This is a genomic window from Dechloromonas sp. TW-R-39-2 (genome assembly GCF_016864195.1).
Taxonomy (GTDB): Bacteria; Pseudomonadota; Gammaproteobacteria; order Burkholderiales; family Rhodocyclaceae; genus Azonexus.
In genome coordinates this window covers 2253253-2275608 of record NZ_CP045202.1, presented here as the reverse complement: position 1 = coordinate 2275608, position 22356 = coordinate 2253253, and the positions used below count along the sequence as shown (strand labels likewise).

Sequence of the window (22356 nt, the reverse complement as noted above, 5' to 3'; positions counted from 1 at the left end):
TTTCGAAAATCAGGCAAATTGGGCCGTCGACCGCAGCACGGCGGTCGATAAATGTTTGGGGCGGATTTTACCGTTTCGGCGGCTGGGCGAGTGTGTCAATCATCGCCCGGATGGCGCGCATCTGGACACCGTCGCGCGTGTGGTAGTCGGCGCCGGTATAGCCCCACCAGTCCCAGCAGCCTTTCGGGTTGAGCAGCCATTGGGTCGAGCCGAAGGCAAAGCCGCTGCGTGCGATGGTTTGCGGATAGAGGACGATCAGCCGGTTGCTGGCTGCCCAGTGGTTGTACCCGGCGCCTTCGACAAAGCGGCGACCGACTTCGCCGACATTCTGGCGACAACCGTGAAAAGCCACGTGCACCCGGCAATTGCCGCTGCGGCAGGCGTTCGGGATAAAGGCGTAACCTTCGTCGGCCAGGCTGGCATCAACGGCTGTGCCGCCGATGAAAGGGCGCTGGTCGAAGGCGATGATGTCGCCGTCTGTCGCCGAGGTCGATGGCTTGATTGAGCCGAGCAGATGGCTCAGCAACTGTCCGGCCGCATCGAAATCCTTGCAGCGGTTGATGAACGGCGGGTTCGAGGTGTTGCAGGCGTTGGGCTGGATATCGCTGACCGATGGCATGGCATGGCCGGCATCAGGCAGTTTGACGTAGCGGATGGCGGTTTCCGGCAGGGCTTCGCGGTAGAAGGCGGCCAGGGCGTCCATGACGGGCGGAGCGACGGTTTTGTCGTTGCCGCCGGAGAAAAGCCAGACGCGATCGTCACGCAGATGTTCCGGGGCATCGATTTTGCCAGCCTTGGCCAGTTGCCGGATGGTGTTCAGCGTTTCGGCCGGCTGCGGTGGCGTGTCCTTGCCGGAGGCCTCCATGCAGTTGGCGAGAGCCCGATTGACCGAACCGCTGGCGCAGTAATAAGGCCCGCCGGCGATGATGCCCGCTCCGTGTACCAGTGCTGAATAAGCGACCTGGAACTGAACGGCCATGTAGCCACCGGAAGAAATGCCGGAAACCGTCAGGTCGTTTGTCGTCGCGCCGAGTTGGGGCAGGGCTGGGGCCGCCTGGGGCGCAGTGGCGAGCAAGGCCAGCGAAAAGGCGAATGCCGAACGGCAGGAAAGCAGGGACATGATGCGGCAGACTCCGAGGATTGGGTCGTTGCAGGGGTAACGCGGCAATTTCAGCCGGGGCAGGATAACAGATCGACTGCTTTATCTATCCTGCAGGTTTTATTCTTTAGAATGGCATTTTATTCAAAATGAAAGAATTTCAATGGCCGGAGCCAGCCTGCTGCTTCTGATGGACGACATTGCCTCGGCGCTCGACGATGTTGCGGCGATGACCAAGGTTGCGGCCAAGAAAACAGCCGGTGTGCTGGGCGACGATCTGGCACTCAATGCCGAACAGGTTTCCGGGGTCCGTGCCGAACGGGAATTGCCGGTTGTCTGGGCCGTAGCCGTCGGCTCGCTGAAGAACAAGCTGATTCTGGTTCCTGCGGCCCTGGCGATCAGCCTGTTGATGCCGTGGGCCATCCTGCCGCTGTTGATGATTGGCGGTTTCTATCTTTGTTTCGAAGGTGTCGAGAAACTGGCCCACAAGTTTTTGCACCGTGCCGATGACGCCGGCCACCATGTCGATACGGTGGCCGCAGAACCCGAAACGATCGGCAATCTGGCCGAACTGGAAGCAGAAAAGGTCAAAGGTGCGATCCGGACTGATTTCGTCCTTTCGGCTGAGATCATCGTCATTGCGCTGGGGACGGTCAGCGACAAGCCGTTCATGACCCAACTGGCCGTTCTGGCCGGCATCGGGCTGATCATGACTGTCGGTGTCTATGGCATCGTGGCCGGCATCGTCAAACTCGACGATCTGGGCTTTTATCTGCTGCGCAAGCGCAATGCGCTGGCTCGCCAGTGTGGCCGGCTTCTGGTTCAGGCCGCACCGTGGCTGATGAAAGCTTTGACCGTCATTGGCACCGCCGCGATGTTCATGGTCGGTGGCAGCATCATTGCCCATGGCATTCCGGCTGCGCATCATGCGATTGAACTGGCGACGGAATGGGCGGCGACAACCGGCGGATTGGCGATGTTGCTCAAAGTGCTGACGCCGGTCATGCTCGATATGGCGGTCGGTTTTGTCGGTGGTGTACTGGCCCTGGTCGGCGTCAAATGCGTCTCGGCTTTGGGGCGAATCAGGAAAGGAAGCCCGCAATGAGCAAGGCGCTTCGTTTGTCGGAAAAATGGTTTCGCTTCGGCCTGTGGCTGGTTGCCTTCGTTTTCGCCAGCTTTTTGATCGGGCTGGGCGGTACGGTCGTCGAGAATTTGCCGAAGGTCGAGCATTACTACACGCTTGAGGATTTCATCGACAAGCCTGCCGCCGAGCAGGCGCGTGCCACGATCAAGCAAAGCCAGGCAAGGGCGCAGGATGCCCAGGAAAAACTGGAGCAGGCCCGCCTGAAACACAACACTGCACGTGCCAATGCGGGTAGCGCGCGGGAAACCTTTAACAACTGGCTGGCCACCCGGCACGCGACCCAGCGGCCGGAACAGGATGCTGAACTGCTGAGCCGGACGAAAGCACTTGATGAACTCAAGGCGGCAGAACGCAACGCCCTGACCGCGGTTGAAAGCCAGCAACAAGTTGCGCTCGATGCACAGCAGGCCGAGCGGCATGCCCGTCATCGCTTGGGCGAACTGGAAAATGCGGCGGCCAGTCAGTTGACCGCGGCACAGCAAAGTCAGGAGTTGCGCGTCTTCGGGTATCGCCTGCTGCTGACTTTGCCCTTGTTGGGGGTGGCCGGCTGGTTATTCGCCAAAAAGCGCCAGAGTACCTGGTGGCCTTTTGTCTGGGGCTTCATTTACTTTGCGCTGTTTGCCTTCTTTGTCGAACTGGTGCCGTATTTGCCGAGTTACGGGGGTTACGTCCGCTACGCAGTCGGGATCGTGGTGACGGTACTGGTCGGTCGGCAGGCGATCATCGGGCTGAACCGTTATCTTGAGCGCCAGAAACAGGCCGAGGCGATGCCTGATCTGGAGCGTCGCAAGGAATTGGGTTACGACACGGCACTCGCCCGCCTAGCCAAGAAGGTTTGTCCCGGCTGCGAGCGTCCGGTTGATTTGGCCAATACCGCAATCGATTATTGCCCGCACTGCGGTATCTGCCTGTTCGATCACTGCGAGCAATGCGCCGCCCGGAAAAGTGCTTTTTCACGTTTCTGCCATGCCTGCGGTGCTGCGGCCAGGGCTGTGGCCGGTCTGTGAAGATCAGGCGGCTTGTGCCGCCTTGCTTCAGATTTCAGTCAGGACGGACTCAACCGGCAGGCGTGATTTCGGCAGCTTGGCATTGAAATCATTCGCGCTGCGGTAGCCCAGGGCCAGCAAGGCAACGCTGGTCAGTCCCTGGCTGCGCAGGTCTAGTTCCTCATCCAGAATGCGAGCGTCGAAACCTTCCATCGGGCAGGCATCGATTTCGAGCGTGGCTGCGCCGAGCATGGCTGTGCCCAGTGCCAGGTAAACCTGCTTTTCGATCCAGTGCTGTGCATCTTTCTGGTCGTAGCGATGAAGATTGACGTAAAAGCTGCGCGAGGTGTTCTGGGCTGCCTTGGCTTCCGGGGTGGCGAAACGGCCATCCTGCTCTTCGCTAGCCAGCACCTTGGCCAGATGCGACTCATCGATCCCGGTGCGGGCGCAGAAAACGATGACGTGCGAGGCATTCAGGATTTTCGGTGTGTTGTAGGCGAAGCCGGTTTCGGTGGCCTTTGCCACTCTGGCCTTGCCTTCGGTCGTACCGGCAATGACAAAGTGCCATGGCTGCGAATTGACCGACGAAGGACTGTTGCGCAACAGGGTCCGCATCTCGGCCAGGGTTGCATCGGGGATGGTTTTTGCCGGGTCAAAGGCTTTGGTGGTGTAGCGGGCTTGGGTGAATTGAGCGATGTTCACGGTGTTGATCCTGAAAGAAGTGGGGTCAGTATCGGGTTTTTACGCCAGCCGAAAAACTGTTTGATCGGCGAATCTGTTTCAATCAAAGATTGATAATCGTGTGGCGTCACGCTGGCTGGCATGAAAATCGTGTTTTCAGCCGGTCGACCGCAGCAATCCGTCTGAATGGCCGGAGGCTGATTTAGGACTTGTTTTTGAGCATGCCCTGCAGTGCGGCGAAGGGATTGTGCGTTGCACCGCCGCCGCGAGGCGAGTTGCCGTCGGTGTAGCCACGGTCGGCCTCGATCTGTTTCTGGTGTTCGTTGTCGTGGCAATACAGACAAAGCAACTCCCAGTTGCTGCCATCGGACGGATTGTCATCGTGGTTGTGATTGCGATGGTGCACGGTGAGCTCACGCAAGTTGGCGGTGGTGAATTCACGCGCGCAGCGACCGCAGATCCACGGGTAAATCTTCAGTGCGCGCTCGCGATAGCCTTCAGCCCGGGTATCGGCCGCCTTGCGGGCATCGCTGACGATTTTGTCGAGACGGTTGTGGTCGATGGCTTTCATGGTGTGCTTCGCTTTGGAATGGAGTAGACAGGCTGGAATCGTAGTCCGGCCGGGTGCTGTGCGGCAAGCCGGTTTGCCGCATAGAATGCCAGTCTTTGCCTTTCTTACGGATCATCATGCCGCGCATCAAGATTGATTTACCCGAGACCTTCATCTTCTCAACCGACCTTCCGATCTATATCAATCACATCAACTACGGGAATCATCTCGATAATTCCGCGCTGATTTCGCTGGTTTCCGAGGCCCGAGTCCGCTTTTTCAAGTCACTCGGTTACTCCGAACTGAACGTCGAGGGGGTCGGGGTGATCGTTGCCGACGTCGCAGCCCAGTACAAGTCGGAGGCTTTCCACGGCGAAGTGATGCAGATTTCGATGACGGCCAATGATTTCAACAAATACGGTTGTGATCTGGTCTGGCAAATCACCGATCAGGCGAGCGGCCGCGAAGTGGCGCGCGGCAAGCACGGCATCATGTTTTTCGATTACACCGAACGCAAGCCTGCGACGGCACCTGCGGCATTTGTTGCCCGGTTTGGCGGCTGAGTCATGCTGCCGATTCGCTACGTCGAGCCGGTTTTCCGTCCTCCGAGCGAAGCCGATTCGCTGATTTTGCCGGTGACGGACGGTTGTTCGTGGAATAAATGCACTTTTTGCGAGATGTATACGGCACCGCAAAAACAGTTTCGCGCTCGCGAGCAGGATGAGGTGCTGGAAAGTATCCGGCTGACCGGGCAACGCTATGGAGATCAGATCCGGCGCGTATTTCTGGCCGATGGTGACGCCCTCGTTTTGCCAACCCGGCGTTTGCTGGCCATCCTTGAAGCAATTCGAACGCACATGCCGGCGGTTCGTCGTATTTCCAGCTACTGTTTGCCGCGCAATCTGAGCAAGAAGAGCCAGTTGGAAATGAATCAGCTGGCTGCCGCCGGACTGACGATGGTTTATGTCGGGGCCGAATCCGGTGACGACGAGGTGCTTGCTGCGGTCAACAAAGGTGAAAGCTTCGAAACGACGTGTGCAGCACTCGACAAACTGGGTGAGGCAGGAATTACCCGCTCGGTCATGATCCTGAACGGGTTGGGTGGCCAGTGCTGGACGCACCAGCATGCCGAAAACTCGGCTCGCCTGGCCAATGCGACGCAACCCGAGTTTCTGGCAACGCTGGTGGTCAGTTTTCCCAAGGGTGAAGCGCGTTTTCGTCAAGGCTTTCCCGGCTGGGAGCCGCTCGATCAACACCAGTTGTTCGTTGAAATGGAGCAGTTCCTGCAGGCACTTGATCTGCGTCGCACGGTGTTTCGCAGCGATCACGCTTCAAACTGGCTGGTACTCAAGGGAACCTTGGGGGCGGAAAAGGAGCGGCTGTTGACCCAGGTACGTCAGGCGATCATGCAACCCGAGGCCGCCGGACTCCGGCCGAACTGGGCGCGGGGCCTGTAATGGGCGGGCAGGGCTGCGGTCGACGTTCATCCTGTGCCGATTTTCTTGCCCCGGTGCTTTAGAGACGTGTTTTCCGTGTTTTTTGCTAAACTTGGTCAGTTGCTGATTTTTTCTTATATTTTGCACATTTAACCGCTTTGTTTAAGCGAGCGGTCAATACAATTGTCGGGGATGACGGGTGAGTTTGCTCTCTAAAGCGGTCAAGTCGATCATGGCTCCGATTGGCAAAGCCTTGAACGGTTTGGGCATTCATGCGCTCAACTCGATTTATGGTGTTCGCCCGAAATCCGACGCGCCATCTCCGGCGGCCGCTCCGACCAGAGCCCCCATTTCATCACTGACCACCGCACAGATTGCCGGCCTGACGTCTACGCAGATTCAGGCCTTGTCGACCACGGATATTGCCCAATTATCCGTCGAGCAACTCGACGCTTTTACGACATCCCAGATTCAGGATTTTTCCTCATCGCAGGTGGGGGCATTTTCCCCGTTCCAGATGTCTTCCTTCCTGACGAATCAGATCGGCGCATTTACCTCGACGCAGCTCAGTAATGGATTTACCACGGCGCAAATCGCCGCACTGACTACTGACCAGGTGCGTCTTGGCTTGAGTACCAACCAGATTCAAGCCTTGACCACGAGCGAGATTGCCGCACTGAGCAGCCTGCAAATTCAGAGCGGTTTGACCACCGACCAGCTGGTTGCGCTGACCACCGGGCAGGTCGCAGCGTTGACCACCGGACAACTTGTTACGCTCAGTACGAATCAGCTTCAGGCAATGGAAACGCAGGATGTGGCCGCCCTGACCAGCAGCCAGATTGCAGCGCTGACCACGACCCAGATCAGCCAGGGGCTGAGTACCGCCCAACTGATTGCACTGGGGACGGCCCAGGTTTCTGCCTTGACGACGGAACAGATTCAACGTGGTTTGAGTCCGGCCCAGCTATCCCTACTGGGATCAGCCCAGATCGCCAGTCTGACTACGTCGCAAATCGGTGCGCTGACGACAGACGAAATTGCCTCGGGTCTGACGACCGCCCAGATCGTCGCGCTGAGCACCGGCCAGATCGCCAGCCTGAATAGCATCCAGTTGCAGGCCTTGAGCACGACGCAGGTGGCAGCTATCGAAACGGTCGACATCGCTGCGCTGACGACCAGCCAGATCGTCGCCCTGACCACCGAACAAATCAGCCTTGGCCTCAATACCCGGCAAATTCAGGCGTTGACCACGACAGAGGTGGCGGCGCTGAGCAGTGACCAACTGCAAAACGGCCTGACCACGGATCAGCTGGTTGCGCTGACGACCGGGCAGGTGGCAGCGCTGACCACTGGGCAGCTTGTTACGCTCAGCACGAACCAGCTTCAGGCCATCGAAACCCAGGATGTGGCCGCCCTGACGACCAGTCAAATTGCCGCCCTGACCACCCACCAAATTCGCCAAGGCCTGACGACCGCACAATTGCAGGCCCTGAGCACGACCCAGATCGCAGCCCTGACCACCGAGCAAATCCAGTCCGGCCTGAGCACCAGCCAGATTCCGGTACTGACCACGGAACAGATCGCGGCCATCGAAACGACGGATATCTCGGTTCTGACCACAGCGCAAGTCGCCGCGCTGACGACCGCTCAGATCGTCGCGCTGACCACCCACCAGATCGCCAGCCTGAACACCAGCCAGTTGCAGGCGCTGAGCACGACGCAGGTGGCAGCCATCGAAACGGTCGATATCGCTGCATTAAGTACGCTACAGATCAACCAGGGGCTGGCGACAACCCAGATTGCTGCGTTGTCCACTAACCAGATTTCGGCTTTGGGTACCGAGCAGCTCAAATTTGGTTTGAGTACTGCGCAAATCCAGGCGTTGACTACCACTGAACTGGCTGCACTCAATACGACACAAATTCAGTCGGGCTTGAGCACTGCCCAGATCGTTGCCTTGACGACCGAGCAATTCGCCGCATTCAAAACCGATCAGTTGCAAGCGTTGGGGACGGCCCAGGTGAATGCGATGGAGACCCGCGATCTTGTGGCCTTGTCCACCAGTCAGATCGTTGCGCTGACGACGAGTCAGATTCGCCAGGGTTTGAACACGGATCAGCTAGACGACCTGACCACGGCTCAAATTGCCGCGCTGACCACGGAACAAATCAGCACCGGTTTGAGTCCGGCGCAGTTTGCAGTACTGACCACCGAGCAAATTGTTGCTTTGCGGACCAGCCAGATTGTGGTCTTGACCACCGATGAAATCGCCAATGGTCTGACGACAACTCAGTTCGCAGCGTTGACCACCGAGCAATTGAGTGCGCTGACCAGTCTCCAGATTGCTGCTTTGAGTACTGACCAGATTGCCAGTTTGCTGGGTACCGCTCAGCTAGGCGTGTTGACGACCAGCCAGATTGCCAGTCTGACGACGGACCAGATCGCTGCACTCAGTACCAGCCAGATCGCCAACGGACTGGGAACCGCCCAGGTTGCCGCACTGACGACGGAGCAGGTGCAGGCGCTGACAACCAGCCAGCTGACAGCCTTCAGCACAGGGCAGATTGGCGCACTTGAAACTGCCGATCTGGCAGCCTTGTCCACATCCCAGATTGCTGCACTGACCACCGAGCAGATCAATTCGGGCCTGAGCACGACGCAAATTGCGGCATTGACGACGACAGAAATTGCCGCCCTGACGACCACCCAGGTTCAGAGCGGTTTGAGTAGCGCACAGATTGTCGCCCTGACTACCGGGCAAGTGGCCGGATTGACTTCAAACCAGCTGATCGCGTTAAGTACTGCACAGATTGTGGCGCTTGAAACTCAGGATATTGCTGCACTGACCACCGGGCAGATTGCCTCCCTGGCAACTGATGATGTCGCTGCGTTGACCACGACCCAGATTCAGTCAGGTCTGACTACAGAACAAATCGTCGCACTGACTACGCAGCAGGTTGTTGGCCTGACCACCGGGCAGTTGGTTGCATTGACGACAAATCAGCTTTCGTCGATGGAAACTGCCGATGTTCTGGCGCTACAAACGACGCAGCTTGTGGCTTTGACCACGACGCAAATTCAGGCAGGCCTGACGACCGATCAGGTGCATATTTTCACGACCGACCAGGTTTCGGCACTGACCAACGATCAGCGTGCCGCCTTGACGACCGATCAACTGGCCGCCATGAACGACCAGATTTCCTACCTCTATGTCACGCCGATCGTGCTTGATCTCAATGGTGACGGCATCTCGACCTTGAGCATTGAGAATGGCGTCCAGTTCGACATGCTGGGCACTGGCCAGAAGATTGCGACCGGCTGGATAACCGGCGGAGATGCCTTGCTGGTCATGGACCGCAATCACGACGGCCTGATCAATGATGGCAGCGAGTTGTTCGGGGGAGCAACCGTGCTGGCCAGTGGTGAAACAGCAAGCAATGGCTTTGTAGCCATGCAGGCCCTGGATAGCAACGGCGATGGTGTGCTGACGCAAGCCGATGATGCCTGGGGTGATCTCGGCCTTTGGGTGGATGGCAATGCAGATGGTGTTAGCCAGACGGATGAATTGAAAACGCTCGATTCGGTCGGTATCACGCAGCTTGATCTGACTTCGGCCAATACCGCATCGTTTGATAACGGCAACCTGATCGGCCTGACTTCAAGTTACGAGACGCAGGATGGCTCGGCGCACCAAATGGCCGATGTCTGGTTCCGGGCCGACAAGGCTCCGGCCAGTTCAACTGATACCGCGTTGCAGGGCAAGGTCAGCAGCCTGGTCGATGCGATGGCGTTGTATCCCGATACGCCGAATGCGGCTTTGCCGGGCATTGCGCCAATGATCCCAGCGGCGAATGAAACCCCGGTTGCCGGCAGCATGGCGGGTATCCTGGGGAACTTCGATGCCAACGGCAATTCGTTGAATGCCAGCCCGCTGATGCAATGCACGGGACTGCCGGGTGTCTCCAGCGCCACGCTGCCAGCAGGGACGGCGGGGGGAAACCTGCTCATTCCCGAACGCTAGCAGCGTCGCCTGGCGAATGTCGCGGTCAACGCTTCAACGAGCGTTGATTTCGGTCTGCAACCATTGTTCAAAGGCGAGAACAATGCTTTTTTCTGCCACGCTTTTGGCGGTGACCAGAAAATAAACGTAGGCCGAAGGCATGCTGATGTCAAAGGGAATGACCAGGCGACCGGCGGCCAGATCGGCTTCGATCAACGGCTTGAGGGCCAGCGCGACGCCTTGACCTTCCAGCGCCGCCTCAAGTGCCATCAGGGAATTCGAAAAACGTGGGCCGCGTTCGCTATCAACACCGCTGACATCGGCCAGCTTCAACCATTCGTCCCAGCTCGGACGCATATCAACGAGCGGAATCGATTCGTCGTGAATCAAGGTTTGGTGCCGCAAATCTTCCGGTTGCAGCAGGGGAAACGTTCCTTCAAGCAAACGCGGGCTGCACACCATGACGAATTCCGGGGCAACGATTTTCCTGACCTGGTAGCCCGGATACTGCCCGGTACCGAAACGGATCGCCACATCAATCCCTTCGCTGCGCTTGCCGGCGGTCGCTCCGGCAGGAACGGTCAATCCCTGCTGGCCGTCGATATTGTCGCGCAGGCTTGAAATCCTGATAGCCACGTCAGGGTGGGCAGATGAAAAGCGGGGCAGGCGAGGGACCAGCCAGCGTGTTGCGAACGAAGGCGGGGCACTCAGGTTCAGCGCAAGCTGACCATCGAGCCGCGTCGCTTCAATGCCGGCTGAAAAGCAGTCCAGGCCTTCCCGTATTTTCGGGTGCATGGCCAGACCGGCTTCGGTCAGCTGCAGGCCCTTTTGGTGGCGTAGAAAGAGAGCAACCCCGAGATGGGTTTCCAGTGTCTTGACTTGCTGACTAACCGCGGCCGGCGTAACGCACAACTCTTCAGCCGCTCGCTTGAAACTGAGGTGGCGGGCAGCTGCGTCGAAAGTACGCAGGGTGGAAAGGGGAGGAAGGCGGTAGGGCAAGAGAAATGATTCGGGTCAGCGGGTTAAGTAAAACTAATGCTGACCACAATAAATCATTGTTTGCTGCGCTGCAACATAAAACCTATATTGCAGCCATCAACTTTGTTTCATGTAAGGAAATCACCATGTCGCTGACCGAAATCTTTGCTCAGTTAAATCGTTTCAAGTCGGCCAAACAGGCCGAAGTGATGAGTTATGCCGATGTTTTTGAAGCCGATGCGGGCGCCCCCGTCGTCTCGATCGGGAAAACAACGCCTTACCTGCCGGGCATGCGGATGGTTGAAAACGATGTCGATGCCTATTTCAAGGAAGTGTTTGCCGGGCCGGTGTTCTGACCCGGGCAACCGACAGATCAGATGGTCTTGCTGACACGCAAAGCGGTAAAGATCGCCAGTGTCTGCAAGACGGCGATGCCGATCAGGACATCGCTGTAACGTCCGCCATCCATCAACTGGCCGAAAACGGCAGGGGCTAGCGCCAGCCCGACATCGAGTCCGGAATAGACAAAACCGTAAATCCGGCCGAAGGCCGCCTGGCCGAAACGAGCGGTCGCTGCCCGCCGAACCAGCAAGTCGCGCGATGGACCGGCGATGCCGGTGCAGAAACCGATGGCCGCCATCAGTGGCAGGATGCTCCAGCCAGGCAGAATGCCGATTGCGAGCAGTATGGCCAGGGCGGCAGCGGTGCCCAGTGCTGCGGTAATCAGGCGTTCCTGTTCGCCTTTCCTGGCCAGGAAGCCGCCGAGCAGAATGCCGCCAGCCCCCCCAAAAAGATAAGCCGATAAAGCGCTGGCAGCACTGGTGATGGTCAGTCCGTAAAGAGCCTGCAGGATAGGGCTGGCAAAGTTCTGAATGGCGCCGAATGCCGAAGTGATCAGCAAGAAAAACAGAAAGCAGAGCCAGACGGCACGGACCGTCAGGAAATCGAAAATCGAAGCATTGCTCGATACTGTTTTGTCGGCTTCCTCAATGAGTGGGCTGGCCAGTGCTGAACGTCGCCAGAGCAGCAGAGCCAGTGCGCTCAGGGCCAGCAGCGAGGCGCCGAGGGCGGCGTAGCGCCAGCCTGCGTAAGCGGCAATGCTGGTCATGAAAATGGGCGCCAGACCCCAGCCGATATTGCCGGACAAGCCATGAATCGAGAATGCGTGGCCCAGTCGCGGTTGCGAGACATGGCGGTTGAGTACGGTGAAATCAGCCGGGTGAAAAACGCTGTTGCCCAGGCCGGCAATCGCTGCGACGGCAATCAGCATGGCGTAGCCGTTGGCAAAATAAAGGACGACACCTGACAAGGCAAAGCAGCCAATGCCGATTGCCAGTATGCGCGCCGCACCAAAGCGGTCGACCAGAAAACCGGCTGCCGCCTGGCCTATCCCGGAAATGACAAAGAACACGGTCATCGTGACGCCGATGGCCGTGAAGCTCAGCCCGAATTCCGCCATTAACCATGGAAAGAGCGGTGGAAGCAGCAAATGAAAGAAGTGCGATACGCCATGTACGAAACCGATCAGCGAAATGGTTTCGAGATCGCGGCGTGCATCCGGCGAGGTATGAGATGAAGGCATGGCTGAAAGATCAGAAAACGAGAGCCTTAGTCTAGAATGCTTCGTGCTGACCTATTTTCAGTAATGAGACAAAAACTATTGCGATGCTGACACATCTGCCTTTTGATCCTGTCCCGCGTCGAGCGCCGACAGTCGATGAGCCGGTAACGGTCAATCTGCGGTCGCCACCCGCCGATGTGCACGTCCCTTCACACCGCCACGATTGGGCGCAACTGGCTTATCCCTTGCGCGGCAGCATCCGCATTTCAGCCGCCGGGATGGCCTGGCTGGTTCCGGCCTTGCGTGCCGTCTGGATTCCGCCGGGTATCGAACATGATGTCGTGATGCTGGGCAAGGTTGAGTTGCGGACGGTGTACGTGGCGGCCGAAGTGGTTCCGTTGCCGCTTGATGCCTGTGCTGTTGTCGAGGTTTCCGACCTGATGCGATCCTTGATCGAGGCATTGAGTGAAATTGAGCCCGATCGGGCAGTCGACCGCGAAAGACGCCGCTTGATGATTGCCTTGTTGCTCGAAGAAATGCGCCGCGCTCCACCGCTCTCGCTGGGATTTCCCCTGCCGAAAGATCGTCGCCTGCAGGCCTTGTGCAGTGCGTTGATGGACGACCCCGGCTCGCCGCTCAGTCTGACGCAGTGGGCCGAACGGGTCGGGGCCAGCGAGCGGACCCTGGCGCGCTTGTTCAAGAGCGATCTGGGCACTCATTTCGCTGCCTGGCGGCAGCAAGTCCGGCTGGCCCGGGCGCTTGATCTGATTGGCCGCGGCTGGCCACTTGGCGAAGTAGCGCATGCGCTTGGCTATGCCAGTCCTGCCGCTTTTTCGGCGATGTTCAAGCGGGCCTTCGGTGTGCCGCCCAGCTCTTTTCTGCAAAGTGCCATCTGACGGTTGGCGCACTCGTCCCGGCCACCTATACTTGGCTTTGAACCAAAATGTCCGACAGGAAAAACAACATGAACCTAGCTCCACTCAACGACAGCGATCTCGACCGGCTTGAACAGGTACTTGAAGCCGACGTATTTCAGGGCGATGCGATGCGCCTGGACGAAATCCAGGCGATTCTTTGCGCCATTGTCAGCGGCCCGATTCCGGTTGCTCCTGCGGTCTGGTTGCCGGATGTGCTCGGCAAGGGCGCCGAAAAGACGGACGATCCGCAAGTGGCCGAGGCCCTCGAATTGCTGATGCGCCTGAACAACGATATTGCAGCGGCCCTGCTGGCTGACGAGACCGTTTCGCCGGTGCTTTATCCGATTGATGAAAGCTGCGAGAACTACGATTACGCTGCCTGGGCTGATTCCTACGTCTATGGTGCGGGCCTGGCCGGCGATTGGTACGAACTGGCCGGCAAGCATGCCGAAGATCTTTCGGAATTGCTGGAGCCGATGTTCCTGCTCAACGGCATGCTCAAAGAAGACGTCGAGAAAAGTGGCGATCGCTGGTTCTCGCCGGCGGAAGAGGCTCGCCTGATCGATGATATCCAGGAAAATCTGCCGGTCATCGTCCAGGCGCTTTACAACTTCTGGCGCAACAAACGTTCGGGCGGCACGGTCAGAAACGAAGAACCGAAATCTGGCCGGAACGATCCTTGCCCCTGCGGCAGTGGCCGGAAATTCAAGCAATGCTGCGGTCGACCGGATAAATTGAACTGATTCCAGCGCTTTTCCAGCGGCAGTTTTTTTCCGGCCGGTACTGGTCAGCTAGCGGTCAGGAGAACTCGGCAAGATAGCCGCGTAACTCCTCCTAGAAAGACTTGGCCCGTTCTCGTAACGGGCTTTTTTTTAGCGGTGGGCGGAGAGTTGCTGCCGGCGCTCGATTTCGTGGGCAAGTGCGGTGAACTGCTCATGAAGTTCGTGACGCATGATGCTGATTCCAACACCTGACGGTATCCAGTGCTCAGGTTCCATGTCGAGATGGTAGTCGATCCGGGTTCCGTTCCCGCTGGCCTGGATATGCAATTCGCTGTGCATCGACCTGGCTGTGCCGGCAACTGCCTGGGAAACCAGCTTTCCTCCCGGTAGCAGTTCGACCCGTCGCTGGGAGGCAAAGCGGATACTGAACGGCCCGAAGCCGGCACGTCCCTGCTGCTCGATCATGAATACGTTGCCGGCATGCGAAATGATCCGGCTGTGGGTCAGATTGGGCACAAATTCCGACATGTGATCGAAATCTGTCAGTACTTGCTGTGCCACGTTGGGCTGGGCGGCAGTCTGCAGACTCAGGGTCGCGTAATAGTGCCCGTTTCGATAGTCGACCGCGATATCTTCCTGGCGCAGTACGTCCTGTCCTGGAGCGGCATGTAACGCCGATACCAGGATCAGTCCGCAGAGCGCGAGGAAGTGTTTCACCGTGGATGGCTCAATGCAGTGCCTTGGCAAAACGTGGGTGAGTCGAGACGAAGTAATACAGCGTTGGCAGCACAAACAAGGTCAGGATGGTTGCTGTAATCAAGCCGCCAATCACGACCAGTGCCAGCGGACGCTGGGTTTCCGAACCGATGCCGTGCGACAGCGCCATCGGCAGCAGGCCGAGCATGGCGAGCAGTGCGGTCATCAGCACGGTGCGCAGTCGTGACATTGCTCCCTGGAAAATTGCCTGGTAATCGTCCAGGCCTTCTTTTTTCAATTGGTTGATATAACTGACCATGACCACTCCGTTCAGGACCGCCTGGCCAAACAGGGCAATGAAGCCGATGGCTGCCGAGACGGACAGGGGAATACCGGTGAGCAGCAGGGCGAAAATGCCGCCGATCAGGGCAAACGGAATGTTGCAGATGATGATCAGTGCATCGCGGAACGATTCGAAGGCATCGAACAGCAGCAGGAAGATGAACAGGATGGAGAGTGGAACGACCAGCATCAGGCGTTTCATCGCACGCTCCTGATTCTCGAACTCGCCAGACCAGGTGATCGAATTGCCCTGTGGCAGCTTGATGTCGCGGGCGTGTACCTGCATGTCAGCGACCACGCTGCCCATGTCGCGATCGCGGATGAACACACCGATGGCCACAACGCGTTGTCCCGATTCGCGGGCAATGTTCATGGCGCCGCTACCCAGCTTGAAATCGACCAGGCTGGCGAGCGGTATTTGCGCCCCGGAAGGCGTCGGGACTAGCACATCCTTGAGCTGATCGAGTTGGCGGGCCTTTTCGTCAAGACGGAGAACTACGCTGAAATGACGGTCGCCTTCCCACAGTTCAGTGGCTGCCTTGCCGGCCAGTGCGGTCTCGACGACATCCTGGACATCCATCACATTGAGTCCGTAGCGGGCCGCGGCTGCCCGATCGATTTCCAGTCGATATTGAGGCAGGTCGCCGTCACGGTCGATGAATGCCTTGACGACGCCCGGCACGTTGCCGATCTTGTCGAGCAACTGATTGGCATTGGCTTTCAGGACAGTCAGGTCGTCACCAAAAAGCTTGATGACGATCTGGCCGTCGATTTGCGAAATGGATTCGAGAATCTGGTCGCGTACCGGCTGACTGAAGGTTGGCTCGATTCCTGGACGGTCGTTGAGCTTGTCTTCCATTTCGCGGACCAGTGCATCCTTCGACATCCCTTTGCGCCATTCCGATTCCGGCTTGAGGTCGACCAGCATTTCAGTCATGTTGATATTCTTGGGATCGGTGCCATCCTCGGGGCGTCCGCCCTTCGAAATGACCGCATTCACCTCCGGGAAGTCGGCGATCACCCGGCGCAGGGTGCGCAGTTCCTTCTTGGCTTCATCAACCGAGACCGAGGTCGGCAGGGTGATATTGATCCAGATCGATCCTTCATTCAGCTCGGGCAAAAACTCGGTACCCAGTTGCGGCACCATGGCCGCAGTAAACGCCAGTGCACCGAGCGCAATCAGCAAAACCCGTTTGGTATTGGCCAACACCCATTTGAGAGCCGGTTCGTAGCGATTCATGAACCAGTGCATGAGTTTGGTTTCCTCATGCGGCACGTGGTTCTTGAAAGCTATTTTCGACAGGAAGGGAACCAGCGTCAGGGAAAGGATCAGCGAGGTGATCAGTGCAGCCACGACGGAATAGGCCATGGGAGCAAAGATTTTGCCTTCGTGGCGCTGCATCGTGAAAATCGGCAGATGGGCAACGATGATGATGATCATTGAAAACACGGTGGGCCGGCCGATCTCGATGACGGCTTCCTGAATGGTCCGCGACTGCGGCCGGTGATCATCGTCGCGGTGGGCTTCACCCAGGCGCCGGAAAATGTTTTCAATGACGATCACCGCACCATCGACGATGATCCCGAAGTCCATTGCGCCCAGCGACAGCAGATTGGCCGGAATGCCGACGGCCGACAGCCCCATGAAGGTGCCAAGCAGGGCGAGCGGGATGATCGAGGCGACAATCCCGGCAGCACGCAAATCGGCGAGGAAGAGATAAAGCACCAGGGTGACGAGCAGGGCGCCTTCCAGCAAGTTCATGAAAACCGTCTTCAGCGTCTTGCTGATCAGCCATGAACGATCGTAAAACGGAATCAGCTTGACGCCGCTTGGCAGGACACTGCTGTTCAGGGTATCGACCTTGGCTTTCAAGGCATCGAGCACCATCGACGGATTTTCATCCTTGCGCAGCAGGACAATGCCTGAAACCACGTCATCCTGATCGCCCTGTGCATCGCTGACACCGACAATGCCTTGCTCGGGAACGCGCGACTCGACCACCTCGGCAACGTCACGGACAAAAATCGGCGTGCCTTTGTTTTCGGCAATCACGACCTGGCCGATGTCGGCTGAAGAGTGAAGCAGGCCAAGCGAACGAATCAGGAACTGCTGCCGTCCCTGCGCCACGGAGCCGCCGCCGGCATTGGCATTGGCGCGCTGCAAGGCAGAGAAAAGCTGGCCGATGGTCAGCTTGTAATCGCGCAGCTTGTCCAGATTGGGGCGAACCTCGTATTGCCGAATCGGGCCGCCAAAGGAGACGACATCGGCAATACCCGGCACTTGCTTGATATGGCGGGCCACCGTCCAATCCTGAATGGCACGGATTTCACTGGCCTTGAGGCCCGGGGCTTCGAGGCGATAACGGAAAATTTCACCGGTTGCCGTGGCCGGTGGTGCCAGTTCAGGCTCGACTCCGGCCGGCAGGTCCAGTCCGCGCAGGCGTTCCTGGATCAACTGGCGGGCCATGAAAAGACTCGGTTTCTCGTCGAAAGTGACGACGATGAACGAGAGCCCGAACTGCGTGTGGGAGAACATGCGGATCGAGTTGGGGACACCGGCCAGGGCAATTTCAAGCGGAATGGTGACCTGCTTTTCGACTTCTTCCGGCGCCCGGCCGGGGTAGAGTGAAATGATGGTGACCTGGGTGTCGGTAACGTCCGGGAAAGCTTCGATCGGCAACGAACGGAAAGCAGAAATGCCCAGGCCGATGAACAGCACCAGCCCGAGAATGATGAACAGGGGCTGATTCAGTGCAAAGTGAACGATGCGCTTGATCATTGGGCTGCCTGTTTGGGCACATTGCTGGCCGGCTTGAAGTATTTTTGCAAATGCAGGTTGCCTTCGGTAACGACCTTGTCACCGAGTTTCACCCCGTTCAGGATGTCGACCCAGCCATCTCTTTCGGCCCCGGCCTCAACTTGCTGGCGCAGGTAGCGGCCCTGGCCTTCTTCAATGAATACATGGCGTTTGTCGCCAACGAGGAACACGGCACTGGCCGGAACGCGCAGGGTTTGGGTCGCCGCCAGTTCGATCAGGGCATTGACGAACATCTCGCCTTTCAGGCGTCGGTCGGCATTGGCAATTTCTCCCCGAACCTTGATTGTCCGGGTCGTCGGGTCGACAAAGTCGGCCACGTGGCGGATGGTTCCCTGGAAGCGCTCTCCCGGATATTGCTTGCTTTCGATATGCAGCGGCTCACCCTTTTTCAGATTGGCCAGGTCCGCTTCACCCGCATCGAGCTGAATCCACAAACTGGCCGGGTCGGTTACGACGAAAAGCGGTGCGGCACTTTGATCCGGCCTGAATTCCATGCCTGGATTGAGATTGCGTTCAACGACGACGCCGGACAGCGGGCTACGCAGGGTATAGGCACCATTGCCGCCCCCGCCGAGGCCGGCCAACCGCTGATTGGCCCGTTCGGCTTCGGCTTGCGCCCGGACCGTATCATTCTGGGCTTGCTGCCAGTCTTTCTCCGCGATGACGCCGGCTTCACGCAGAACCCGGTTGCGCTCCAAGGCTTGAGTTGCCAGTTGGGCATCAGCCTGAGCCTTGCGTGCATCAGCCTGCGCTTGCCCGTAATCGGGAGAACTCAGCGTGGCGAGCGCCTGTCCGGTTTTGACCGTGGCACCGACGTCGACCGCAATACTCTGCACCCGTCCGCCCAACTGGGGGAAAATACGCACGGTTTTTTCCTCATTCCAGACCAGTCGACCGGGCAGGCGCAGGGTGCTGCCTTTGTCGCGGTCTACCGTCGCAGTTTTGAGAAAACTCGATTTTTCAGGTTCACTCAAGACAAGGCGTTCTCCCTCGATCTTGACGGGGGCTGTCTTGATGGCTTCAGGCTCGCCGGAACATGCGCTCAGGGCAAGCAGGATGGCTGAAAGAATAAGATTGTGCTTCATTTGTTTTTCCTGAACTCGGCCTGAATCTGCCAGTCCGATAAAGCCTTGGCGTAGTCGGCGCGCGCACTGGCCGCCTCCATCTGGATTTGTCGCAAGGTCCGCCGTGCATCGAGCAGGTCCATCAGACCCATGGCGCCTTTGGAGTAAGCGAATTCGGCGGCCTTGGCGACTCGCTCGGCATCGGCCAGCAGCCCGCCCTCCAGGCGTTTGTAACGCGCCTGGGCAGAAAGCAGGGTGCTCCGTGCTTGCGCCACTTGTCCCGTCGCTTGTGCCTGCTGGCGTTCGAACTGCTGGCGGGCATTGTCGTAGTCGGCTTCGGCACGCGCAATTTCACCTTCGTACTCATGCCAGGCGAAGAGCGGAACGCTGAAGCCAATGCCGTAGCTGTTGGTCGGCGCATTCTGCAAATTGTGTTCGTACTGAACGCCCAGCGTGACATTGCGTTTTTTCAGGGCGCGGGCCAGGTCGCGATCCGTCTCGGCTGCCGCCACCCGTTTGCGTGCCGCTTCAAGATCCGGGCGCTGGTCGAGCGGGGTTTGGGTCAGTGCCTGTTCTTCAAGCGCGGGCCAGGGATCTGCCGCATAGAGCGTTTCAGGATCACGCCCGATCAGGTAGGCCAGCTCCAGTTGGGCCTGCTCCAGTTCAGCCTGTGCCTGGCGCGCCTCGCTATCGGCGCGGCTTTTATCAATTTGCAAGCGGGAAAGATCGATCGGGGCGATGTCGCCAGCCTTCAGGCGCAGACGGCCGGCATCGCTGCTTTTGCCATAAAGCTCGGCCGTTTCTTTGGCGAGCAGCAGTTTTTCCTGGGCCAGCCGCAGGTTGTAATAGGCGTAGCGCAAGGCGCCTCGTTGCTGGCGTGCCGTGTCGTCAAGATCGAAGCGTGCTGCTTCGAGCCGTGCTTCCGCTCCCTTGACCCGGAGTTCCCGTTTGCCGCCACGCTCGATGGTTTGATCGAGCCGCAACTGGGTATCCATCTTCTTGTCTTTCCAGCCACCGCTGCCGTAACCGGACCATGGGCTGATTGAGAGGGTATTCAGCGAAACGTCGGGATTTGGAATCTGACCGGCTGTCTTGAGATCGGCTGCCGCGCCGCCGACCGCAGTTCTGGCCAGGCTGATTTCCCGGCTGTGCGCCTGCCAGAGTTTTTCGGCTTGATCGAGTGACAAGGGCGCTTCGTTTTGCGCCATGGCCAGCGCAGGAAACAGAAGTAGCGATAAAAGTAAGCTGCGCATCGGTGAACCACTCAAGTAGGAATGGTATCGTATGAGGCTAGCCTGACCAATTACTGACATAGATATGCGCATTCTTCTCGTCGAGGACGATCCCCTGCTGGCCGATGGTTTTGCACGTTCATTACGGAAGTCAGGCTATCTGGTCGAGGTTGCCGGCGATGGAAAAACTGCGGATCGCTGGCTTGAAACAGAAACCTTCGATCTCGCCATCCTCGACCTTGGCTTGCCCGAACTGGATGGCACCACAGTCTTGCAGCGCCTGCGCCTGCGCAAGCAACGTACTCCCGTCTTGATTCTTTCTGCCCGGATGGCGCTTGAAGAGCGGGTTCGACTGCTCGATCTCGGGGCTGACGATTACATGGTCAAGCCGGTTGCCCTGGTCGAACTTGAGGCGCGTGTCCGGGCGCTGATCCGGCGAGGGCAGGGTGCGCCGGAACCCTTGATTACCCTGGGCCGCCTGCAACTCGATACCGTAGGCAAGCGGGCCTGGCTTGAAGGTAACGCCCTCGAACTGGCGGCACGGGAATGGGCTGCCCTTGAGTTTTTGGCCAGCCGGGTAAATCGCATCGTGAACAAGGAACAGATTACCCAGGCGCTTTATAGTTGGGAGGAGGAAATCACGCCCAACGCCATCGAAAAATTCATTTCCCGCCTGCGTACCAAGCTGGAACCGGCTGGCGTGAACATCCGAACCGTGCGCGGCCTGGGCTACTTCCTCGAAAAACCTGAAGATACCCATGAAGCAGGGTAGCCTGCGCTTCCAGCTCCTGCGCCGTTTGCTGCCAGCCATGCTGGCGCTTCTGCTGGCCGGGGCGGCGACGGCTTACTGGGTTGCCTGGCGCAGTGCAACCAAGGCTTACGACCGGGCCTTGTTTGACACCGCGCTGGCTATTGCCCAGCAGCTCCAGGTTGTCGATGGCAAGCCGCAGCTTTCCCTGACGGCGCAGGCCAGCGCCATCTTGCTGACCGACAAATACGACCGAATTTTCTACGCGGTGCGCGGCCCTGACTCCCGCCTGATGGATGGCGACGCGGGTTTGCCGATGCCGCCACAAAGAAGTTATGACGTGGCGGAAAACCAGGAGCGCTATTACTTCGATGGCCTGTTCAAGGGCATGCCGATTCGTGTTGCAGCACTCAAAACGGAAATGTCCGGGCAGAGCGTGACGGTGCTGGCTGGTGAAACACTGGTCAAACGCAACGCGCTGATCCGGGAAATCATTCTCGGCATGTTGTTGCCGGAGCTTTTGCTCACCTTGGTCAGTATCAGCGTCGTCTGGTTTGGCGTGCGTTCCGGATTGCATCCGCTGTCAGCCTTGCAGCAGGAGTTGGCCGGCCGCTCGCAAGCCGACTTGCGTCCCGTTCGCGTCGATGTGCCCGAAGAAATCCAGCCGGTGGTGCGCGAAATCAACGCGCTTCTGAAGCAGCTCGAACATTCGCTGACCAGCCAGCGTAATTTCGTCTCGGATGCGGCCCATCAGTTGCGTACGCCGATTGCGGCCTTGCAGGCGCAGGTCGAGGCCGCCTTGAGTGATCTTGCGCCGGCCGGAACGCACAAGCTCGATGGCGTGCTCAGTGCCGCCCGGCGGCTTTCGCATCTGGTCGACCAGTTGCTGGCACTGGCCCGGGCCGAACCCTCGCTTGCCGAGACTCAGACCGAAGTGCCGCTTGAAGAGGTCGTGCTGCAGGTTGGGGAAACCTGGCTGCCGCAAGCGATACGTCGGCGTATCGACCTCGGCTTCGAGCTGGCGCCGGCTTTTGTCCGGGGCAATGCCTTGCTGCTGCAGGAATTGCTCGGCAACCTGGTCGACAATGCTTTGCGCTACGCCCCGGAGGGCGGCACGGTGACGGTCAGTTGCGGACAGTCCGGCAACGAGGCCTGGTTACTCGTCGAAGACAGCGGCAAGGGCATTGCCGAGGAAGAGCTGGAGCGGGTTTTCGAACGTTTTTATCAGCCGTCGGGCAGCCAGCGCGATGGTTGTGGCCTGGGGCTGGCGATTGTCCGGGAAATTGCCCGGCAGCACAGTGGCAGTGTCGTTGCGGCAAAGTCTGCAGGCCTGGGCGGCGCTGCGTTCCGCGTGACCCTGCCGGGAACCTCAGTGTAAACGT

Annotated in this window: 19 protein-coding genes; 10 read left to right on the top strand and 9 right to left on the bottom strand. The window is 58.5% G+C overall.

Going from position 1 to position 22356, the window contains the following annotated elements; all coding sequences use genetic code 11:
* Positions 1-67: 67 nt before the first annotated feature.
* Complete coding sequence (locus GBK02_RS11010) at positions 68-1120, bottom strand: PHB depolymerase family esterase (protein WP_239002981.1); 1053 nt, start codon at positions 1118-1120, stop codon at positions 68-70.
* A 142-nt stretch (positions 1121-1262) separates the two neighbouring features.
* Here GBK02_RS11010 and GBK02_RS11005 point away from each other — a divergent pair, with 142 nt between their 5' ends.
* Together GBK02_RS11005 and GBK02_RS11000 are read left to right on the top strand one after the other, a co-directional pair.
* Complete coding sequence (locus GBK02_RS11005; RefSeq protein ID WP_203466717.1) at positions 1263-2204, top strand: DUF808 domain-containing protein; 942 nt, start codon at positions 1263-1265, stop codon at positions 2202-2204.
* Positions 2201-3250, top strand: a complete 1050-nt coding sequence (locus tag GBK02_RS11000) for a serine endopeptidase (RefSeq protein WP_203466716.1) — start codon at positions 2201-2203, stop codon at positions 3248-3250. The genes GBK02_RS11005 and GBK02_RS11000 overlap by 4 nt, the downstream gene beginning before the upstream one ends.
* A gap of 27 nt (positions 3251-3277) precedes the next feature.
* Here GBK02_RS11000 and nfsB read toward each other — a convergent pair whose 3' ends face one another.
* Complete coding sequence (gene nfsB, locus GBK02_RS10995) at positions 3278-3931, bottom strand: oxygen-insensitive NAD(P)H nitroreductase (protein ID WP_203466715.1); 654 nt, start codon at positions 3929-3931, stop codon at positions 3278-3280.
* A 181-nt stretch (positions 3932-4112) separates the two neighbouring features.
* A complete protein-coding gene (locus tag GBK02_RS10990) occupies positions 4113-4481 on the bottom strand; it encodes a YajD family HNH nuclease (protein WP_203466714.1) in 369 nt (122 codons plus the stop codon).
* 116 nt (positions 4482-4597) lie between these two features.
* Here GBK02_RS10990 and GBK02_RS10985 point away from each other — a divergent pair, with 116 nt between their 5' ends.
* The 3 genes from GBK02_RS10985 to GBK02_RS10975 all read left to right on the top strand — a co-directional run bounded on the left by GBK02_RS10985 (position 4598) and on the right by GBK02_RS10975 (position 9917).
* Positions 4598-5023, top strand: coding sequence for a thioesterase family protein (locus GBK02_RS10985; protein ID WP_203466713.1), 426 nt, complete (start codon positions 4598-4600; stop codon positions 5021-5023).
* A 3-nt stretch (positions 5024-5026) separates the two neighbouring features.
* Complete coding sequence (locus GBK02_RS10980) at positions 5027-5917, top strand: radical SAM protein (RefSeq protein WP_203466712.1); 891 nt, start codon at positions 5027-5029, stop codon at positions 5915-5917.
* Between the two features lie 178 nt (positions 5918-6095).
* Entirely contained in the window at positions 6096-9917 is a 3822-nt protein-coding gene (locus GBK02_RS10975; RefSeq protein ID WP_203466711.1) for an S-layer family protein, read from the top strand.
* Between the two features lie 33 nt (positions 9918-9950).
* On the opposite strand, the gene gcvA is transcribed toward GBK02_RS10975, so the two are convergent.
* Entirely contained in the window at positions 9951-10895 is a 945-nt protein-coding gene (gene gcvA / locus GBK02_RS10970; RefSeq protein ID WP_203466710.1) for a transcriptional regulator GcvA, read from the bottom strand.
* A gap of 5 nt (positions 10896-10900) precedes the next feature.
* Here gcvA and GBK02_RS10965 point away from each other — a divergent pair, with 5 nt between their 5' ends.
* Entirely contained in the window at positions 10901-11230 is a 330-nt protein-coding gene (locus tag GBK02_RS10965) for a hypothetical protein (protein WP_203466709.1), read from the top strand.
* Between the two features lie 17 nt (positions 11231-11247).
* Here the strand turns inward: GBK02_RS10965 and GBK02_RS10960 are convergent, their stop codons facing one another.
* The gene (locus GBK02_RS10960; protein ID WP_203466708.1) at positions 11248-12456 is read right to left on the bottom strand and encodes an MFS transporter; all 1209 of its coding nucleotides are present in this window, start codon (positions 12454-12456) and stop codon (positions 11248-11250) included.
* A gap of 83 nt (positions 12457-12539) precedes the next feature.
* Between GBK02_RS10960 and GBK02_RS10955 the strand changes: the two genes are divergently transcribed.
* On the top strand, positions 12540-13331 hold the full coding sequence (locus GBK02_RS10955) for a helix-turn-helix transcriptional regulator (RefSeq protein WP_203466707.1): 792 nt from the start codon (positions 12540-12542) through the stop codon (positions 13329-13331).
* A gap of 68 nt (positions 13332-13399) precedes the next feature.
* Complete coding sequence (locus GBK02_RS10950; RefSeq protein ID WP_203466706.1) at positions 13400-14095, top strand: YecA family protein; 696 nt, start codon at positions 13400-13402, stop codon at positions 14093-14095.
* A gap of 129 nt (positions 14096-14224) precedes the next feature.
* Here the strand turns inward: GBK02_RS10950 and GBK02_RS10945 are convergent, their stop codons facing one another.
* The 4 genes from GBK02_RS10945 to GBK02_RS10930 are packed head-to-tail and all read right to left on the bottom strand — an operon-like array spanning position 14225 to position 20247.
* On the bottom strand, positions 14225-14791 hold the full coding sequence (locus tag GBK02_RS10945) for an SRPBCC family protein (RefSeq protein ID WP_203466705.1): 567 nt from the start codon (positions 14789-14791) through the stop codon (positions 14225-14227).
* Between the two features lie 10 nt (positions 14792-14801).
* Positions 14802-17891: an efflux RND transporter permease subunit gene (locus GBK02_RS10940; RefSeq protein ID WP_203466704.1), complete on the bottom strand. Its 3090-nt coding sequence runs from the start codon at positions 17889-17891 to the stop codon at positions 14802-14804.
* Positions 17888-19015, bottom strand: a complete 1128-nt coding sequence (locus GBK02_RS10935; protein WP_203466703.1) for an efflux RND transporter periplasmic adaptor subunit — start codon at positions 19013-19015, stop codon at positions 17888-17890. Before GBK02_RS10935 ends, GBK02_RS10940 begins: the two co-directional genes overlap by 4 nt.
* Positions 19012-20247: a TolC family protein gene (locus tag GBK02_RS10930; RefSeq protein ID WP_203466702.1), complete on the bottom strand. Its 1236-nt coding sequence runs from the start codon at positions 20245-20247 to the stop codon at positions 19012-19014. Before GBK02_RS10930 ends, GBK02_RS10935 begins: the two co-directional genes overlap by 4 nt.
* Before the next feature lie 64 nt (positions 20248-20311).
* On the opposite strand from GBK02_RS10930, the gene GBK02_RS10925 reads away from it, so the two are divergent.
* Entirely contained in the window at positions 20312-20998 is a 687-nt protein-coding gene (locus GBK02_RS10925; RefSeq protein WP_203466701.1) for a response regulator, read from the top strand.
* The gene (locus tag GBK02_RS10920) at positions 20985-22352 is read left to right on the top strand and encodes a sensor histidine kinase (protein WP_203466700.1); all 1368 of its coding nucleotides are present in this window, start codon (positions 20985-20987) and stop codon (positions 22350-22352) included. The genes GBK02_RS10925 and GBK02_RS10920 overlap by 14 nt, the downstream gene beginning before the upstream one ends.
* Positions 22353-22356 lie beyond the last annotated feature (4 nt).

What these genes read in the sequence shown, in the direction of transcription:
- GBK02_RS11010 (WP_239002981.1), bottom strand. Translation starts at nt 1,120, where the DNA reads ATGTCCCTGCTTTCCTGCCGTTCGGCATTCGCCTTTTCGCTGGCCTTG.
- GBK02_RS11005 (WP_203466717.1), top strand. Translation starts at nt 1,263, where the DNA reads ATGGCCGGAGCCAGCCTGCTGCTTCTGATGGACGACATTGCCTCGGCG.
- GBK02_RS11000 (WP_203466716.1), top strand. Translation starts at nt 2,201, where the DNA reads ATGAGCAAGGCGCTTCGTTTGTCGGAAAAATGGTTTCGCTTCGGCCTG.
- GBK02_RS10990 (WP_203466714.1), bottom strand. Translation starts at nt 4,481, where the DNA reads ATGAAAGCCATCGACCACAACCGTCTCGACAAAATCGTCAGCGATGCC.
- GBK02_RS10985 (WP_203466713.1), top strand. Translation starts at nt 4,598, where the DNA reads ATGCCGCGCATCAAGATTGATTTACCCGAGACCTTCATCTTCTCAACC.
- GBK02_RS10980 (WP_203466712.1), top strand. Translation starts at nt 5,027, where the DNA reads ATGCTGCCGATTCGCTACGTCGAGCCGGTTTTCCGTCCTCCGAGCGAA.
- GBK02_RS10965 (WP_203466709.1), top strand. Translation starts at nt 10,901, where the DNA reads ATGATTCGGGTCAGCGGGTTAAGTAAAACTAATGCTGACCACAATAAA.
- GBK02_RS10960 (WP_203466708.1), bottom strand. Translation starts at nt 12,456, where the DNA reads ATGCCTTCATCTCATACCTCGCCGGATGCACGCCGCGATCTCGAAACC.
- GBK02_RS10955 (WP_203466707.1), top strand. Translation starts at nt 12,540, where the DNA reads ATGCTGACACATCTGCCTTTTGATCCTGTCCCGCGTCGAGCGCCGACA.
- GBK02_RS10950 (WP_203466706.1), top strand. Translation starts at nt 13,400, where the DNA reads ATGAACCTAGCTCCACTCAACGACAGCGATCTCGACCGGCTTGAACAG.
- GBK02_RS10940 (WP_203466704.1), bottom strand. Translation starts at nt 17,891, where the DNA reads ATGATCAAGCGCATCGTTCACTTTGCACTGAATCAGCCCCTGTTCATC.
- GBK02_RS10935 (WP_203466703.1), bottom strand. Translation starts at nt 19,015, where the DNA reads ATGAAGCACAATCTTATTCTTTCAGCCATCCTGCTTGCCCTGAGCGCA.
- GBK02_RS10930 (WP_203466702.1), bottom strand. Translation starts at nt 20,247, where the DNA reads ATGCGCAGCTTACTTTTATCGCTACTTCTGTTTCCTGCGCTGGCCATG.
- GBK02_RS10925 (WP_203466701.1), top strand. Translation starts at nt 20,312, where the DNA reads ATGCGCATTCTTCTCGTCGAGGACGATCCCCTGCTGGCCGATGGTTTT.
- GBK02_RS10920 (WP_203466700.1), top strand. Translation starts at nt 20,985, where the DNA reads ATGAAGCAGGGTAGCCTGCGCTTCCAGCTCCTGCGCCGTTTGCTGCCA.